Raw genomic sequence first — 15,698 nt, 5'->3', positions numbered from 1 at the left:
ATAAGTTATTTACAAAACACATAACATTTCAACATGCGCAAATTAAAAAATAGCGAATTAGACCGTCTCGATGTTTCTGAATTTAAAGACGCTAAAAAATCACCAATAATTATCATTTTGGATAATATTCGTAGTTTGAATAATATTGGATCTGTTTTTAGAACGAGTGATGCTTTTTTAATTGAAAAAATTTACCTCTGTGGCATTACAGCTCAACCTCCACATAACGATATTCGCAAAACAGCTCTAGGAAGCACCGAAACTGTTGATTGGGAATATGCAGAAAACACAATAGATGTTGTTACCAATTTAAAACATGAAGGTGTAAAAATCTGTGCCATTGAACAGGCTGAACATGCTACGATGTTAGATAAATTTCAACCTCAACCTAATACTAAATACGCATTCGTATTTGGTAATGAAGTTAGAGGTGTGGCACAAGATGTTGTAACTGCCAGTGATGAAGTTATAGAAATACCACAATTTGGCACAAAACACTCTTTAAACATCTCAGTAAGTACTGGTGTGGTTATTTGGGATGTTTTTAGCAAATTGAAGAAGATTTAAAATTATTCATTCATAAAATTATAATTATGCCAATTATTAAACCCGTTAGAAATATACATCCGCAAATCCCTGAAGATTGTTTTGTTGCCGAAAACGCAACTATTGTTGGAGAAGTTACTATGGGAAGCCAATGTAGTATTTGGTTCAATGCCGTTGTTAGAGGTGATGTACATTATATAAAGATTGGAAATAAAGTGAATATACAAGATGGTGCTGTCATCCATGCAACATATCAAAAATCGCCAACTACTATTGGCAATAACGTTTCTATTGGCCATAACGCTATTGTTCATGGATGCAAAATACACGACAACGTACTTATTGGAATGGGAAGCATTGTAATGGATGACTGCGTTATTGAAAGCAATAGTATCATTGCCGCTGGTGCTGTAGTAACCAAAAACACAATTGTAGAATCTGGTAGTATCTATGCAGGTTTACCTGCTAAAAAAGTAAAGGATATTAGTGAGGAATTAATCTCTGGAGAAATTGACCGTATTGCAAATAACTACGTGAAATATTCTAGCTGGTTTAAAGAAGAGTAATAAGCTTTAAAAATCTAAAAATGAGGTTTCAAACTTGCCATCTACTAACGATTTTAAGACCTCAACGTTACTATTAGAATATAGTTTTACTGAAGGCGTTGCTCCATCTAAATTCAATAAATCTTGAGATTGCAAAACTGCTTTTGTTTGCTTGGCGACTGCCAATCCAGAATCTATGATTTTCACATCCTCAGGAAGCATTGTTTCTAACATTGGTATTAAATAAGGATAATGCGTACAACCTAAAACCAGGTAGTCTATATTAGCCTTTAGCATTGGCTCTAAATAAAGTTGTAACAGATCTTTCATTTCACTTGAATTTAACTTACCTGATTCAATTAATGGCACTATACCCTCACCTATCTGCTCTATCACTTTTATGCCATTAGCATACAAATCTGAAGTTTTATGAAAGAGTTGACTGCTGAGTGTTCCTCTTGTGGCTAAAATGCCCACTGCGTTGGTTTTGGTATTTAAAGCAGCTGGTTTTATGGCAGGCTCAATGCCAATAAATGGAACATCATAATTAGCTCGCAAATAGGATATGGCATTGGTTGTCGCTGTATTACATGCAACCACAATGATTTTACAATTTTTGCCCAGCAGATGCTCTGTATTCTTTATTGAAAGACTCTTAATCTCTTCTTGAGTTTTATTACCATAAGGAGCATTTTTACTATCTGCTAAGTAGATTATATTTTCATTAGGGAGCAAGGCATGTATTTCCTTAAAAATGGAAGTACCACCAACACCAGAATCAAAAATACCAATTGGATAATTACTCATACTTACAAAAATAGAAAGTCGCTTTTAACAAAGCGACTTTCTCAAAATTTATTTTAAAAACTAATTATATTTTTAAATGAGCCTTTACATCTGCCATTAAATCTTTACCGTCTGCTACGATTAGCATACCAGCATCTAATACGTACTGAAAGCCTTGAGCTTTAGCAACTGCCTGTATTGCTTTGTCAGCTTCTTCTAATATAGGTTTTAATAAATCGTATTCTTTTTTACTCAGGTCTTGATTCATTTGTTGTTGGTACTGTGCTAATGACTGTTTCATACCCTCAACTTCTTTCATACGCTTTAAATTCTCATCTTCAGTTTGTGCTGCTGCTTCAGCATTGTATTGCTTTACTTTACTATCTATCTCTTTTAATGAGTCTTGAAATTGAGCTTCGTAGGTTTTACCCAATTTTTCTATTTCTGCTTGAGCTGCTGCATATGCAGGCATTGCTTTAATCAACTCTTGTTTATTAATATGTGCAATTTTACTTTGAGCCGACATAAAACTAGTTGCTCCTATAAAAAGTGCTGTTGCAAATAATAATGATTTTAAATGTTTACTCACGTTAAATCTATTTATTTTAGTGAGTTCGTGAATCTTTGATTTCATTTTTTCTAAATTGTATTTGTGTGTTATAATTATTAATTGTTTCCTTCTTCTTTCTTAGCCTTAGCTATAGAATCTCTTCTTTTAAGTTGTTTTTCGCGTTCTTCGCGCGCTTTTTTTCTTTGCTCTAATATTCTTTGTTTGCGTTCTTCTAATTCCTTTCTCCTACGTTCTCTGTCTTTGGCTTTTATTTCAGCAGCTGTGAGTGGCTTTTTAGCACTTACAGAGTCCTTTTTTATTGTGGTAGAATCTCGCTTTTTGTCTACTATAGTTTTAGCTTCATTTTCTTCCGTAGATATACTATCGTTTTCTGTTGTTTTTTCGTCATCTTCGGTTTTGTTTCTAGCGTCTAGTATTTTTTGTCTTCGTTCGTCGGCTTCGCGTTTTTTTGCAGCTCTTATAGAGTCTTGCCGTACTCTTCTGGCTTCTAATGCTTTTTCGCGTTCTGCACGTTTTGCTGCTAATTCAGCTTCTCTAGCAGCCTTACGTTCTTCTAAAGCTTTCTGTCTTTCATCTTTCTCTTCGCTTACCTCAGGGACGACCTCTTCTTCTTCTAGCTCTTTGCGCTCCTTTTTGCTTTTTGCTTGATTTCGCTTAGATGTCCTAGTGATAGTTCTTAAAACTTGTTCGCTAATATCATATCGTTCTGCGGAATAAAGCATTACAACATCAGCAGATTTGTCGAAAATAAAATCGAACTTCTTAGTCTCTGCTATTTGCTGTACTGCTGCGAAGATTTGGTCTTGTATTGGTTCTATTAACTGTCGTTTTTGAATCATAAGGTCTCCGCTTGGTCCGAAACGTTTTTGTTGATAGTCTAAAATTTCTGCTTCTTCAAAAGAAATATCTTCCATACGCTCATCGTACAACTCTTTGGTTAGAAGTACGCTTTCGTTTTCGAGTTCTTTCTTTTTTTGCTCAATGTCACTAAGTTTTTTTTCGATCTCAGTTTTCCATTGAAGCACTTTTTTGTCTAATTGTGTGGATGCTTCTTGGTACTCTGGAACATTTTGCAAAATATATTCTGTATCTATATATCCTATTCTAACACCACGTTGTGCATTACTACTAAAGCTCATTAGACCTATAACTGCCAATAAAAAAAGAACTTTAAATTTCATCATGATTGTTTTTGTTTTGAGACATTTTAAATTGCTTATCAATCTTTCCGTCATTTTTTAGTGTTACTAATCTTCAAATTTAACGAAATATATCCTTAAAAATTTTAACACCATAATGAAATAGGTATTTAGCATTTAGAAAATATCGTGCCAAACTTAAAATTGTTGTCCAATTATAAAGTGTGTTTCCCATTTTCTTGGAGATGTGCCATCTGGTAGATCGTCGAAAGCATGTCCAAAATCTATACCCAATAATCCAAAGGCAGGCATAAAAATCCTGAGGCCTACACCTGCAGATCTTCTTACATTAAAAGGGTTAAAATCCTTAAAACTATTGACAGACTGCCCTCCCTCTAAAAATCCTAATGCATAAATTTTAGCTTGAGCACCAAGTGTTATTGCATGGCGCAACTCTAACGAGAATTTATTGTAAATTGAGCCACCATCTGTAGTTGACAGAGATTGATTTGGATAACCACGAAGCTGAATAATCTCTCTACCATCTAGTGCAAAATTTCCTAAACCATCACCTCCCACAAAGAAACGCTCAAAAGGAATAACCCCTCTGTCATTGTTGTAAGCGCCTAAGAAACCAAACTCTACACTTGGCCTTAGAACCAGTTTTTTGGTTAAAGCTGTATACCAATCTGCTCTGAATTTTATTTTGTAAAATTCTAACCACTTAAAACGTTCTTGATCTATTTCTCCGATACGCGCAAAATCATCTGCATCTGTTGGGTCTAGCGCATCTCTTTCATCTTTTAAGGCTTTATAATCTACACCATTGACTAAAGAGTATGGAAAAGAAAATTTAGCCGAGGCTGTAAAACTAGAACCACCTGTTGGAAATATTGGATCACTAAATAGACTATTTCTACTTAATCCTATTGTGTAAGAAAGGTTATTGGATGTACCATCACCGAAAGTAAATAAACCAGTATTGTAATTTTTTAAGTCATAGTTTTGATAACTTATAGATTGCGATAAAAGAAAATAATCATCTGGTTCACTGAGTCTGGTTGAAACTCCAACCGTTAAACCAAGGATGTTAAATCTTCTGCTTTTATCTGCTCTTCTAGTTTGTTGATTAAACAAAAACTGTTTAGAGTAAGAAATAGAACTAGATAACTGAAATGGTTTTTTACCACCTAACCAAGGTTCACTAAACGAGAAACTGTAAGTTTGAAAAAACTGACTAGCCTGAAGCCTCAATGCTAAACTTTGGCCATCACCTCTAGGTACTGGTTTGTAAGCGTCTTTGTTAAAAATATCTTTAATCGCAAAATTATTAAATGACAAACCTAAAGTACCTATAAAACCACCACCACCATAACCACCTTGTAGTTGTATTTGGCTAGACCCTTGCTCTGCAACTTCGTACTCTATATCTAAGGTACCATCTACTGGGTTTGGATTTTTTATATTTGGAACTAATTGCTGGGCATCAAAGAAACCTAATTGCCCAAGTTCTCTTAAGGTTCTTATAATTTCGGATTTTCTGTACAACTCGCCTGGTCGGGTTCTCAATTCTCTGTATATAACATGATCGTTTGTAACATCGTTTCCTACTACAGTAACATTATTAAAGTAAGCTGGCTTGCCCTCGGAAATACGAATTTCCATATCAATAACATTACCTTCTGCACTGACCTCAACAGGATTTATAGTTGAAAACATATAACCACTATTTTGGTATGTGTTTGCTAAACTTAAGGCGTCGGGATCGTTTGGGTTATCTATACGTTCTCTAAGTTCTACGCCATTATAGGTGTCGCCCTCTTTTATTCCTAAAAGAAGTGCTAATTGTCTATCGCTGTAAACGGTGTTTCCTACAAAATCAATTTTACCAAAAGTATATTTTTCACCCTCTTCTACTTTAATATCTAAGCTTACGGTTTTGTCATTGTTGTAGATGAGCGAGTCTGAAATAATTCTGGCATCTCTATACCCTTTCTCTTTGTAACTATCAACAATACTCGTTAAGTCTTCTCTAAAATCTTCTTCTATATATTTTGAACGTTTAAATATTCTTAATGGGCTAAGACTTTTACGCTTGGTATTTTTCATAGCCTTTCTAAGTTTTTTGTCTGAGAGTTTTTCGTTACCAATAAAATTGATGTCTTTAATTTTCACTTTCTGACCTCTATCTATCTTAATCCTCATGTTAACACGCTCTTTCTCAACAGAATCTATAACTTCTGATGTTTGAATGTTAACCTTCGCATTTAAAAATCCCTTTTTCTTGTACTTGTTGGTTAAATAATTTCTGGTAGTTGCAATAAGATTTTCTGTGACCTTAACACCTGATTGCAGCTTATTTTCGGTAATAATCTCATCTTTTTTACCTTTTTTAACACCTTCTATGGTTAAATCCTTTAGCTCTGGCAAATCCATAAGACGGATTTCTAAATTAGCTGTCTTTCCGTCTATATCTGTAACAAAAATATCTATGTTGCTGAATAGATTAGATTTCCATAAGGTCTTTACTGCATTTGCTATTTTTTCTCCTCCGACTTGAATCTCTTCATCTTTTCTAAGCTTAGAGTATGCAATTATAGTTTGCGGACTAAAGTTTGTATTTCCTGTAACCGTAATTTCTTTAATTAAATACTTGGCACCTTCCTGGGCTTGTGCGATACCCAAAAAAGGCATTGTAAAAAATAATACAACACCAATTAATTTAGCAAGGGACATTGATACTTTTTTATGGGGTAAGTTGTTCGCTTGTTTTTCCAAATCTTCGTTCTCTGTTTTGATAATTTATAAGCGCATTGTACAAATGGTCTTTGTTAAAATCTGGCCATAAAATATCTGTAAAATATAATTCAGCATAGGCAATTTGCCACAGTAAAAAATTACTGATTCGTTGTTCTCCGCTAGTACGAATTAACAAGTCTACATCTGGTAAATTTTGCGTGTAAAGATGCTTATTTATAATTGATTCATCAATACTTTCAGAAGAAATTATATTATTTTTAACTTTAATAGATAATTCCTTAATAACATTAACAATTTCTTCGCGAGAACCATAGCTTAGCGCTAGAGTTAATGTCATATTTGTATTGTTTTTTGTTTTTTCTATAACATCGAGTAGCTCTTGATGTGCCTTTTTTGGTAAATCTTGAAGGCACCCTATGGCTGATAGTTTAATATTGTTGTCTTGCAGCGTGTTTATTTCTTTTTTTAATGATTTTACCAAAAGCTTCATAAGGGTTTGTACTTCTAGTTTTGGTCGGTTCCAATTTTCTGTAGAGAAAGCATAAAGTGTTAGATTCTTTATACCCAACTCAGCACTTGCTTCTACAGTTTGCCTCACTGCTTTAGTTCCATTTTCATGACCTATAACGCGCATTAGGCCTTGTTGCTTTGCCCACCGACCATTGCCATCCATGATAATCGCTACATGGTTAGGAAGTTTTTCTTTATTTACTTTGTCTTTTAAACTCATCTTAAAAATTGCAATAGCAAGGTCTTCTACCAAAGGTGTAAGTTAAGGTAATTCCTGAAAACACATACCAATCGTTGCTATTTGTATTACCAAAGCTTAGCTGTTCTCTAAGCTCACTGTCAGGTACGCTTCCGTCTAGCTCATCAGAAAACGTATACCTAGCACCTATTTCGGCTGCCAATACCAAATGATTGCTAATATTAGTTTTATAGCCTAAAACCATGGGTATACCGTACGCCCAGCTCCTAGTATCTTCTGATGTATATTGACCGTCTTGAGTAAAAAAATAATTCTCATGGTTAGCCATGGAGATACCTGTGTATAAATAGGGTGTTCCTTTTATCCCAGTGGTATGTAAATCAAAATCCCAAAATGTAAACTCCATACCAGCCGATATTTCTATAATACTTGTATTAAACTTATATCCTCTTTGAACTCTTCTAGGATCATCTGATTTACCATCAACACCTTCTAAATCTGAAAATATTACAGATACTCTGTATGAATGTCTTGGGCTTCTATTCCACTTAAAAATACCACCTATAGCAACCTGGTTTGGAGAAATATAGTTAGTGGCACCTACATCGCCAATAAAATTACTACCACCAGCAAATACACCAACTTCATAAATTTGAGCATTAGTATTTTGTGTAAAAATTATGCTTGTAATAATTAGGAATAAATACCTCATAAATTTTTCAAAGTTTGCAAATATAATAATTATGATTAGCCTATAACAACTTGACACAAATTGTCTTAGAGATAAACAGTATTTACAAGCTTTTATTGTACTAAACAAGATCTTAATTGCGTCTATCTTCGCCCCAAAGTAACTTTTTTCTTAGGGTATCTAAAAAGGTTTCCTCTAAACGCTCAACCATCTTAATCCCAAAGCTTGCTTTTTCTATAGTTACTGTAGTTGTATTTGGCAGTGTAACTATTCTAGAATCTAAAGACATTAGAAAATGATCTTCCCTACCTTCAACTCTAAAACTAACCGTTGTTTTGTCTGGTATTATTAAAGGCCTTGCACTTAAATTATGAGGCGCAATTGGTGTTAATGCAAAATTGTTGGCCTCTGGTGTTATAACAGGACCACCACAACTAAGAGAATAACCGGTTGAACCTGTTGGAGTAGCCAATATTAGGCCGTCTGCCCAGTACGACGTTAAATACTCACCATCAAGATGTGTTTCTACAGTAATCATAGATGTGGTATTCTTTCTACTTAAGGCTATCTCATTGAGGGCAAAGTTAGTTTCACCAATACTAGCATTCTCTGGCTGGGTAGTAACACTTAACAAGGTACGCTCAGATATTTTATAGTCTCCATTAAAAATTTCGGCAAGTGCAGTCTCTATTTCGTCTGTTTGTACAGTAGCTAAAAAACCTAACCTCCCTGTGTTTATACCTACAATAGGAATACCCAAATCCCTTACATAGGTTATGGCTCTTAATATGGTACCGTCGCCACCTATACTTATAAGTAAATCATAACTTTTATCTAATTCTGAAAACGTATTTATTTGAGAATTACTCTGAAGTTTTGAGGACTGCTGACTTAAAAAACCTAGTTCCACTAAAATTTTAACATCGTGCTTTAATAAAACCTCAACTAAGATTTCGAATGCTCTCTGTGTTGAATCTTTAGTATAATTCTGGCCATAGATTGCAATTTTCATCATTACATGTTTAGGTATTTGTCAAGATATTCTGAGCGCTCTTTTAAGCTCTCTATGTAAGAATCTTCTTCGTGTCCTGAGATAATATTGTAGCTATAGCGCCTAAAGGTTTGTATAACATCGTTAAGACTCGAGTTACCGATTTTTAAGGTAATTTGAACTAAATCTGAACTCATTTTAGATATAAATGCGCCAAGCAGTTTTGCATCATTAGACTCAACAATCTGACTTATTTCACTAAACGAATAATCATGGATTCCCTTTTCTACAATAAGTATACCACCAGGTTCAGCAAAAAAAGGTGTTTCATTAAAAAGGTGAATAATGTCATTGAGCTCGTAGTAGCCCAAGTATGTGTTTTTTTCACCTAAAACAGGCATAATGTTAGAATCATTTTGAGCAAACGCCTCAAGCACATCGAGCCAATTTGTTGTAGATCTCACAAAGAACCCTTCTATAGTATGACTACAATCACTTATTGCCACGGCACTATCAAAACAATGTACATCAGTTTCTGAAATACAACCGAGATATACACCTTGATTTTGAATTGGCACATGTGAATATGTTAGCTGATTAAACAGCATTTGCAAATCACCAATTTTATCAGTGATATTAAGTGGTTTTATATCATTTATAACAAAATCTTGTAATTGCATGTTTTTAGTTTGAATATCTTGCAAATTAATCAAAAATAACAACAAAAACCCAAGATGAGTTCTGTATTTTTGTAGCTTAAAAATTACGAAAATGACAAAGTTAAGTGTTAACATTAATAAGATTGCAACACTAAGAAATAGTCGTGGTGGAGACACACCAAATGTGGTACAATTTGCAAAAGATGCGCAACGATTTGGTGCCGAAGGCATAACCGTTCACCCAAGACCAGATGAACGACATATTCGTTACCAAGACGTATACGATTTAAAGCCTATTGTAACTACCGAATTTAATATAGAAGGCAATCCCATTCCTAAATTTATTGATATGGTTTTAAAAGTTAAACCGACTCAAGTAACTTTAGTGCCAGATGCCGAAGATGCCATAACGTCTAATGCTGGCTGGGACACCATAAAACACAAAGATTTTTTAATAGATGTTATTAAAGAGTTTAAAAACAATGGCATTAGGACTTCAATATTTGTAGATCCAGATTTACATCAAATTGAAGGTGCCAAAGAAACAGGTACGGAAAGGATTGAACTCTACACGGAATCTTACGCTCATCAATTTAGCATAGGTAATAAAGAAGGTATAAAACCCTATATGGAATGTGCTGGTTTGGCAAATACACTGGGACTTGGTATAAATGCTGGCCACGATTTATCGCTCGACAACATTAAATATTTTAAAGAAAATATCACAGGCCTTTTAGAGGTTTCTATAGGACATGCACTTATTTCTGAAAGCCTATATTTAGGCGCAAAAAATGTTATTACAATGTATTTAGACAAACTAAAATGATTTTACATTCTAACATTATAGGCAAAGGGAAACCATTTGTAATTCTGCATGGCTTTTTAGGCATGGGAGACAACTGGAAAACGCTAGCCAAACAGTTTTCAGAATCTAACTACCAAGTTCATTTGGTAGATCAGCGCAACCATGGTCGTAGCTTTCATTCTGAAGATTTTGATTATGAATTGATGGCTGAAGATTTAAAGGCATATTGTGAAGAACACAACCTCAACAACATCGTTTTACTAGGCCATTCTATGGGAGGAAAAACAGCCATGCGCTTTGCTACTTTATTTCCTGAACTAGTAAGTAAACTTATAGTTGCAGATATTTCTCCTCGTTATTATCCCATTCACCATGACACTATTTTAGAAGGCCTAAGTAGTTTAGACTTTTCTGAAATTAAAAGTCGAGGCGCAGCAGATAAGGCGTTAAGCAATTTTGTAAAAGACGCTGGCACTCGTATGTTTCTGCTTAAAAATTTATACTGGGTAGAAAAAGGACAACTGGCCTTAAGAATTAATTTACCGGTTTTAAAAGCAAAGGTTTCAGAAGTGGGAGAGGCATTGCCAACACATGCTACCTTTAATAAAGACACCTTATTTCTAAAAGGGGACCGCTCTGAATATATTGGAGAACAAGATGAAGCTATTATTCATCGTCATTTTCCATATTCTACAATTGTATCCATATCTAATGCTGGTCATTGGCTGCATGCAGAAAATCCAGAAGATTTTTATGATGCTGTCATTAATTTCTTATATTAAATGAACTAAAAACTTAATGATATGATTTTTTTAATAAGACTATTATTAAACGCCCTTGCTGTTTTTATAATTGCACACCTCCTTAGCGGTGTCACTGTTAACGGATATGTTGGCGCAATTATCGTTGCTCTTGTATTGGCTATTCTTAACCTTTTTGTTAAACCAATTTTAGTAATATTCACTTTACCAGTTACCATTTTAACCTTAGGGTTATTTCTCTTGGTCATTAACGCATTAATAATTCTTTTGGCAGATAAATTAATTGACGGATTTGCCGTAAATAGTTTTTGGACAGCCTTACTTTTTAGCATTCTATTATCCATTCTGCAATCTATCTTACACACTCTTATTAAAGAGCAAAAAACCGACTAAAAGTCAATCGTTTAAACTATTGTAGGGTTGTGAAAAATGTTGTATTTTTGCAGCCCAATTTTAGTTACTAAGCATAATGAATATTACAAGAGAAAACATCGACGCATTAAATGCAGTTGTAAAAGTAGATATCGCAAAAGAAGATTACAGCGATAAAGTTGAAAAAATCTTATCAGATTACCGCAAGTCTGCAAATATCCCTGGTTTTAGAAAAGGCCACGTTCCTATGAGCTTGGTTAAAAAACAATACGGTAAAGCTGTATTAGTTGACGAGGTAAACAAATTACTTCAAGATGCTATAGGAAAGTACTTGGTTGAAGAAAAGTTAGACGTTTTAGGTAACCCATTACCAAAACCACAAGACGACTTAGACTGGGATGCAGATGCTTTTTCTTTTGAGTTTGAATTAGGCTTAGCACCAGATTTTGATGTTAAGCTTAAAGGCAAAAAAGCCATTACCCATTACAACATTGTTGCAGACGAGAAGATGATTAATAACCAAGTTGAGCACATCCAAAAGCAATACGGTAAATTAGTATCTCAAGCCGAAGTAACTAAAGACTCTGAAATTACTGGTAAATTCGCTAACGAAGAAGAAGGTATCGAGAATGTTGCAACCATTACTCTAGATAAGTTAAAAGGAAAAACAAACCCAAAGAAATTTATTGGAGCTAAAGTTGGCGATGTAATTGAATTAAAAACAAAAGGTCTTTTTAATGACGATCACGATTTAATGACCTTCTTAAAAGTATCTCATGATGATGCCCACGGATTAGATACTAAAGTAAACTTCGAAGTTTCTGAAATTAACGAAAGAGAACTTGCAGACTTAGACCAAGACTTATTCGACAAGCTTTTTGGACCCAAAACAGTAAGCTCTGTAACAGAACTAAAAGATAAAATTAAAGAAGATTCTGAAAAGCAATTTAAGCAACAAGGAGATCAAAAATTACTAAACGACGTTACAGAGTACTTATTAGACAGCACAAAGTTTGATTTACCTGTAGAATTCCTTCAAAAATGGATGCAAACAGCTGGTGAGGAGCCAATGACAGAAGAAGAGGCTAAAGAAGAATATGAAAAGTCTGAAAAAAGCATGCGCTACCAACTTATAGAAGGAAAATTAATTGCAGATCATAACTTACAAGTACAGTTTGAAGAATTAAAGTCGTATGCAATGGAAATGATTAAAGGTCAAATGGCACAATTTGGTCAATTAAACCCTTCAGAAAAAGAATTAGAAGATATAGCAGCGCGCATCATGTCTAACCAAGATGAGGTTAAGCGTCTATCAGAACAATTAATGAGCCAAAAACTTTTAAACCTATATAAGGCCGAAGCCAATATAAAAACAAAGGACATCACTTATGATGATTTTGTTAAAGAATTCTACAGTTAAGTATAACATTCTTAAGAGTACACCCTAAGAGCAAAAATTGTGATTACTGCAAAAGTAGGAAGCTAAAATAAATTAGTATCTTTAAGGCGTAGAACTTAACCGTTTTTACGCCTTCTTTTTAAAACAAAAACAAATTAAAAAAATAATGAATTACGGAAAAGAATTTGAAAAGTTTGCAATAAAAGATCAAGGGATTAATAGTGCTCATTATGACAAAATCATAACCAGCATGTACCCTACCAACCTTACACCAAATATTATTGAAGAACGGCAAATGAATGCGGTTGCCATGGATGTATTTTCGCGCCTTATGATGGATCGTATTATTTTCTTAGGCACTGGTGTAAATGATCAGGTAGCTAATATTATACAAGCGCAGCTCCTCTTTTTACAAAGTGTAGATGCCTCAAAAGATATTCAAATATATATTAATTCGCCAGGTGGTTCTGTTTATGCAGGTTTAGGTATTTATGATACCATGCAGTTTGTAAAACCAGATGTGGCGACAATTTGTACTGGCATAGCTGCCTCAATGGCTGCTGTTTTATTGTGTGCTGGCGAAAAAGGAAAACGCTCCGCATTAAAACACTCTCGTGTAATGATTCACCAACCAATGAGTGGCACCCAAGGACAAGTTAAGGATATGGAAATTGCAGTTAAGGAAACCTTAAGAGTAAAAGAAGAATTATACAACATCATTGCTAACCATTCTGGCAAATCTTACCAACAAGTAGAAACAGATTCTGACAGAGATTATTGGATGCGATCTAATGAAGCTTTAGAATACGGAATGATTGATGAAGTTTTAGAACGCAAGTAAACCTAACCACTTACGACTAAACCCCTAAATTAGAACAAAATTATGGCAAAGGAAGAATTAGAGTGTTCGTTTTGTGGTAGGAAAAAGCCAGAAACCAACTTATTAATTGCAGGTTTAGATGCACATATCTGTGATCGATGTATAGAACAAGCTCATGGTATTGTTATAGAAGAATCTAAGCAAACAGGAAACTCAGAGCTTAGTGCCGAACTCATGCTAAGAAAGCCCAAAGAGATTAAGGCTTTTTTAGATGAGTATATTATTGGGCAAGAATATACCAAACGTGTTATGTCCGTAGCTGTTTACAACCATTATAAACGTTTGTTACAACCTCCTTCTGATGATGATATAGAAATACAAAAAAGTAATATCATTATGGTAGGCCAAACTGGTACAGGTAAAACTTTAATGGCAAAAACCGTGGCTCGTATGCTTAATGTACCGCTGGCTATTGTTGATGCAACTGTATTAACAGAAGCTGGTTATGTCGGTGAAGATGTAGAAAGCATTTTAACGCGATTACTACAAGCAGCTGACTACAATCTAGAGAAAGCACAACGTGGTATCGTTTTTATAGATGAAATTGATAAAATTGCTCGCAAAAGTGATAATCCATCAATAACAAGAGATGTATCTGGTGAAGGCGTACAGCAAGCACTTCTAAAATTATTAGAAGGTACTGTTGTTAATGTTCCGCCAAAAGGTGGTCGTAAGCATCCTGACCAAAAGTTTATAGAAGTGAATACAGAGCATATTTTATTTATTGCAGGTGGTGCTTTTGATGGCATAGAGCGTGTAATTACCAAACGACTAAACATGCAAGCCATTGGTTATAGCTCTATAAAAGATGATAATGTAGACGATGACAATATCCTTCAATATATAATCCCAAAAGATTTAAAAGATTTTGGATTAATCCCTGAAATTATTGGTCGTTTACCTGTGTTAACGCATATGGATCCATTAGATGCTAATACACTTAGAGCAATTTTAACAGAGCCTAAAAACGCCATTATAAAACAATACAAAAAGTTGTTTGCCATGGATGAGGTAGATTTTACAATCACTGATGGAGCTTTAGACTATATCGTAGAAAAAGCTATTGAATATAAACTTGGTGCTCGTGGTTTACGTTCGCTTTGCGAAGAGATATTAACCGAAGCCATGTTTGATTTACCTGGCTCAGGAGAATCTAAACTTAATGTAACTAAGGCTTATGCTGAAGATAGACTCAATAAGTCTACTTTAAAGAAGCTTAAGGCAGTTTCTTAAAGACAACATCATTAAAGCCCTTTGAATTATAAATTCTAAAGGGCTTTTTTACCAATTCTCCTTTTGTTTTTTTAATTGTCAATTACTATTTGATACATCTCTGATATATCTCCGCAACTAATCCTTATAAAATAGTGACCGTTCTCGTATTGAGAGACATCAAAACTGTAATCCCAATTTTGTGTATCTCGTTGTTCCGACCAGCTAGCTTGCAATAAACCAGTAAAATCATAAAGCTCAAAATTAACATTGTGAAGCTCCGCTCCAGATGTTTTAGTTTGTGTATTGTTAGGTTTTTTACCACCTTGACTTTTCGCATTACTGTTGTTAGGGTCTTGTTCTACTACAGTTAATTGTCCACCATTCACTGGATTTTGTGCCATTCTAAATGTACCAAAACCTCCACCGCCAGAGCAATTAGAAAAATTAATAACCAAAAACGTAGGCACACTCCAACCACAATTATCTCTTGCTCTTACAGTAACAATGCCTGAGGTTGGAAAATGACTATAAAACTGTGCTTGATTATTTGTTACCAACATATTAAAATTGCCAGATACTTGGTTCCATTCCCATTCTAATGCACTAAATGGTGTTGTAAAGTTGATGTTATCATAATATGTGGTACAAAAAGAAAATGAGGCCTGTTCCTCACCATTAAGGTCATAATATATTGGACGCTGGGCACCAGATTGAAAATTTTTAGACACATCAAAATTTCCGCAATCTGTAGTGATAGTCGCAGTTAAAATAGCAGTACCACTAAAGTTTCCGTTTGGCGTTAATGTGGCACTATTTCCATTTGTTGTCATTGTAAATCCGCCAGATGGCGACACGGACCAAGTTACAGG

At 34.5% G+C, this 15,698-nt stretch carries 17 protein-coding genes; 8 read left to right on the top strand and 9 right to left on the bottom strand.

Going from position 1 to position 15,698, the window contains the following annotated elements; genetic code table 11:
* The first annotated feature begins 33 nt into the window (after window positions 1-33).
* Entirely contained in the window at window positions 34-567 is a 534-nt protein-coding gene (locus BWZ20_RS10905) for an RNA methyltransferase (protein WP_076619947.1), read from the top strand.
* Between the two features lie 26 nt (window positions 568-593).
* A complete protein-coding gene (locus BWZ20_RS10900; protein ID WP_076619945.1) occupies window positions 594-1,112 on the top strand; it encodes a gamma carbonic anhydrase family protein in 519 nt (172 codons plus the stop codon).
* A gap of 6 nt (window positions 1,113-1,118) precedes the next feature.
* Here the strand turns inward: BWZ20_RS10900 and murI are convergent, their stop codons facing one another.
* The 8 genes from murI to BWZ20_RS10860 all read right to left on the bottom strand — a co-directional run bounded on the left by murI (window position 1,119) and on the right by BWZ20_RS10860 (window position 9,418).
* Window positions 1,119-1,898, bottom strand: a complete 780-nt coding sequence (gene murI, locus BWZ20_RS10895; RefSeq protein ID WP_076619943.1) for a glutamate racemase — start codon at window positions 1,896-1,898, stop codon at window positions 1,119-1,121.
* A gap of 64 nt (window positions 1,899-1,962) precedes the next feature.
* Window positions 1,963-2,511, bottom strand: a complete 549-nt coding sequence (locus tag BWZ20_RS10890) for an OmpH family outer membrane protein (RefSeq protein WP_076619941.1) — start codon at window positions 2,509-2,511, stop codon at window positions 1,963-1,965.
* A gap of 32 nt (window positions 2,512-2,543) precedes the next feature.
* Window positions 2,544-3,632, bottom strand: coding sequence for an OmpH family outer membrane protein (locus BWZ20_RS10885; protein ID WP_317041676.1), 1,089 nt, complete (start codon window positions 3,630-3,632; stop codon window positions 2,544-2,546).
* Between the two features lie 153 nt (window positions 3,633-3,785).
* A complete protein-coding gene (bamA, locus tag BWZ20_RS10880) occupies window positions 3,786-6,323 on the bottom strand; it encodes an outer membrane protein assembly factor BamA (RefSeq protein WP_076619937.1) in 2,538 nt (845 codons plus the stop codon).
* A gap of 10 nt (window positions 6,324-6,333) precedes the next feature.
* Window positions 6,334-7,077, bottom strand: coding sequence for an isoprenyl transferase (locus tag BWZ20_RS10875; RefSeq protein ID WP_076619935.1), 744 nt, complete (start codon window positions 7,075-7,077; stop codon window positions 6,334-6,336).
* A gap of 1 nt (window position 7,078) precedes the next feature.
* Entirely contained in the window at window positions 7,079-7,768 is a 690-nt protein-coding gene (locus tag BWZ20_RS10870) for a DUF6089 family protein (RefSeq protein WP_076619933.1), read from the bottom strand.
* 112 nt (window positions 7,769-7,880) lie between these two features.
* Complete coding sequence (locus BWZ20_RS10865; RefSeq protein WP_076619931.1) at window positions 7,881-8,759, bottom strand: NAD kinase; 879 nt, start codon at window positions 8,757-8,759, stop codon at window positions 7,881-7,883.
* A 2-nt stretch (window positions 8,760-8,761) separates the two neighbouring features.
* On the bottom strand, window positions 8,762-9,418 hold the full coding sequence (locus BWZ20_RS10860; protein ID WP_076621335.1) for a CBS domain-containing protein: 657 nt from the start codon (window positions 9,416-9,418) through the stop codon (window positions 8,762-8,764).
* A gap of 91 nt (window positions 9,419-9,509) precedes the next feature.
* On the opposite strand from BWZ20_RS10860, the gene BWZ20_RS10855 reads away from it, so the two are divergent.
* The 6 genes from BWZ20_RS10855 to clpX all read left to right on the top strand — a co-directional run bounded on the left by BWZ20_RS10855 (window position 9,510) and on the right by clpX (window position 14,847).
* A complete protein-coding gene (locus BWZ20_RS10855; protein WP_076619929.1) occupies window positions 9,510-10,223 on the top strand; it encodes a pyridoxine 5'-phosphate synthase in 714 nt (237 codons plus the stop codon).
* Complete coding sequence (locus BWZ20_RS10850; RefSeq protein ID WP_076619927.1) at window positions 10,220-10,984, top strand: alpha/beta fold hydrolase; 765 nt, start codon at window positions 10,220-10,222, stop codon at window positions 10,982-10,984. The genes BWZ20_RS10855 and BWZ20_RS10850 overlap by 4 nt, the downstream gene beginning before the upstream one ends.
* 21 nt (window positions 10,985-11,005) lie before the next feature.
* The gene (locus BWZ20_RS10845; RefSeq protein WP_076619926.1) at window positions 11,006-11,356 is read left to right on the top strand and encodes a phage holin family protein; all 351 of its coding nucleotides are present in this window, start codon (window positions 11,006-11,008) and stop codon (window positions 11,354-11,356) included.
* Window positions 11,357-11,432: 76 nt separating this feature from the next.
* Complete coding sequence (gene tig / locus BWZ20_RS10840; RefSeq protein ID WP_076619924.1) at window positions 11,433-12,755, top strand: trigger factor; 1,323 nt, start codon at window positions 11,433-11,435, stop codon at window positions 12,753-12,755.
* A 145-nt stretch (window positions 12,756-12,900) separates the two neighbouring features.
* Window positions 12,901-13,575 carry an ATP-dependent Clp protease proteolytic subunit gene (locus tag BWZ20_RS10835; protein WP_076619923.1) on the top strand — a complete coding sequence of 225 codons (675 nt, stop codon included), beginning with the start codon at window positions 12,901-12,903 and terminating at the stop codon, window positions 13,573-13,575.
* Window positions 13,576-13,617: 42 nt separating this feature from the next.
* Window positions 13,618-14,847 carry an ATP-dependent Clp protease ATP-binding subunit ClpX gene (clpX, locus tag BWZ20_RS10830; protein WP_076619921.1) on the top strand — a complete coding sequence of 410 codons (1,230 nt, stop codon included), beginning with the start codon at window positions 13,618-13,620 and terminating at the stop codon, window positions 14,845-14,847.
* 71 nt (window positions 14,848-14,918) lie between these two features.
* On the opposite strand, the gene BWZ20_RS10825 is transcribed toward clpX, so the two are convergent.
* A complete protein-coding gene (locus BWZ20_RS10825; protein ID WP_076619920.1) occupies window positions 14,919-15,659 on the bottom strand; it encodes a T9SS type A sorting domain-containing protein in 741 nt (246 codons plus the stop codon).
* Window positions 15,660-15,698: the final 39 nt, after the last annotated feature.

The organism is Winogradskyella sp. J14-2 (assembly GCF_001971725.1).
Lineage (GTDB): Bacteria > Bacteroidota > Bacteroidia > Flavobacteriales > Flavobacteriaceae > Winogradskyella.
Note: the sequence above shows the minus strand (reverse complement) of the source record. Positions and strands in the feature narration are given on the sequence as shown.

Excerpts from the sequence above, each read along its gene's own strand:
- BWZ20_RS10875 (WP_076619935.1), bottom strand. The coding sequence starts at position 7,077 with ATGAGTTTAAAAGACAAAGTAAATAAAGAAAAACTTCCTAACCATGTA.
- murI (WP_076619943.1), bottom strand. The coding sequence starts at position 1,898 with ATGAGTAATTATCCAATTGGTATTTTTGATTCTGGTGTTGGTGGTACT.
- BWZ20_RS10885 (WP_317041676.1), bottom strand. The coding sequence starts at position 3,632 with ATGATGAAATTTAAAGTTCTTTTTTTATTGGCAGTTATAGGTCTAATG.
- BWZ20_RS10860 (WP_076621335.1), bottom strand. The coding sequence starts at position 9,418 with ATGCAATTACAAGATTTTGTTATAAATGATATAAAACCACTTAATATC.
- clpX (WP_076619921.1), top strand. The coding sequence starts at position 13,618 with ATGGCAAAGGAAGAATTAGAGTGTTCGTTTTGTGGTAGGAAAAAGCCA.
- BWZ20_RS10835 (WP_076619923.1), top strand. The coding sequence starts at position 12,901 with ATGAATTACGGAAAAGAATTTGAAAAGTTTGCAATAAAAGATCAAGGG.
- BWZ20_RS10825 (WP_076619920.1), bottom strand. The coding sequence starts at position 15,659 with ATGACAACAAATGGAAATAGTGCCACATTAACGCCAAACGGAAACTTT.
- BWZ20_RS10890 (WP_076619941.1), bottom strand. The coding sequence starts at position 2,511 with ATGAAATCAAAGATTCACGAACTCACTAAAATAAATAGATTTAACGTG.
- BWZ20_RS10870 (WP_076619933.1), bottom strand. The coding sequence starts at position 7,768 with ATGAGGTATTTATTCCTAATTATTACAAGCATAATTTTTACACAAAAT.
- BWZ20_RS10855 (WP_076619929.1), top strand. The coding sequence starts at position 9,510 with ATGACAAAGTTAAGTGTTAACATTAATAAGATTGCAACACTAAGAAAT.
- BWZ20_RS10845 (WP_076619926.1), top strand. The coding sequence starts at position 11,006 with ATGATTTTTTTAATAAGACTATTATTAAACGCCCTTGCTGTTTTTATA.
- bamA (WP_076619937.1), bottom strand. The coding sequence starts at position 6,323 with ATGTCCCTTGCTAAATTAATTGGTGTTGTATTATTTTTTACAATGCCT.
- BWZ20_RS10905 (WP_076619947.1), top strand. The coding sequence starts at position 34 with ATGCGCAAATTAAAAAATAGCGAATTAGACCGTCTCGATGTTTCTGAA.
- BWZ20_RS10865 (WP_076619931.1), bottom strand. The coding sequence starts at position 8,759 with ATGAAAATTGCAATCTATGGCCAGAATTATACTAAAGATTCAACACAG.
- BWZ20_RS10900 (WP_076619945.1), top strand. The coding sequence starts at position 594 with ATGCCAATTATTAAACCCGTTAGAAATATACATCCGCAAATCCCTGAA.
- tig (WP_076619924.1), top strand. The coding sequence starts at position 11,433 with ATGAATATTACAAGAGAAAACATCGACGCATTAAATGCAGTTGTAAAA.
- BWZ20_RS10850 (WP_076619927.1), top strand. The coding sequence starts at position 10,220 with ATGATTTTACATTCTAACATTATAGGCAAAGGGAAACCATTTGTAATT.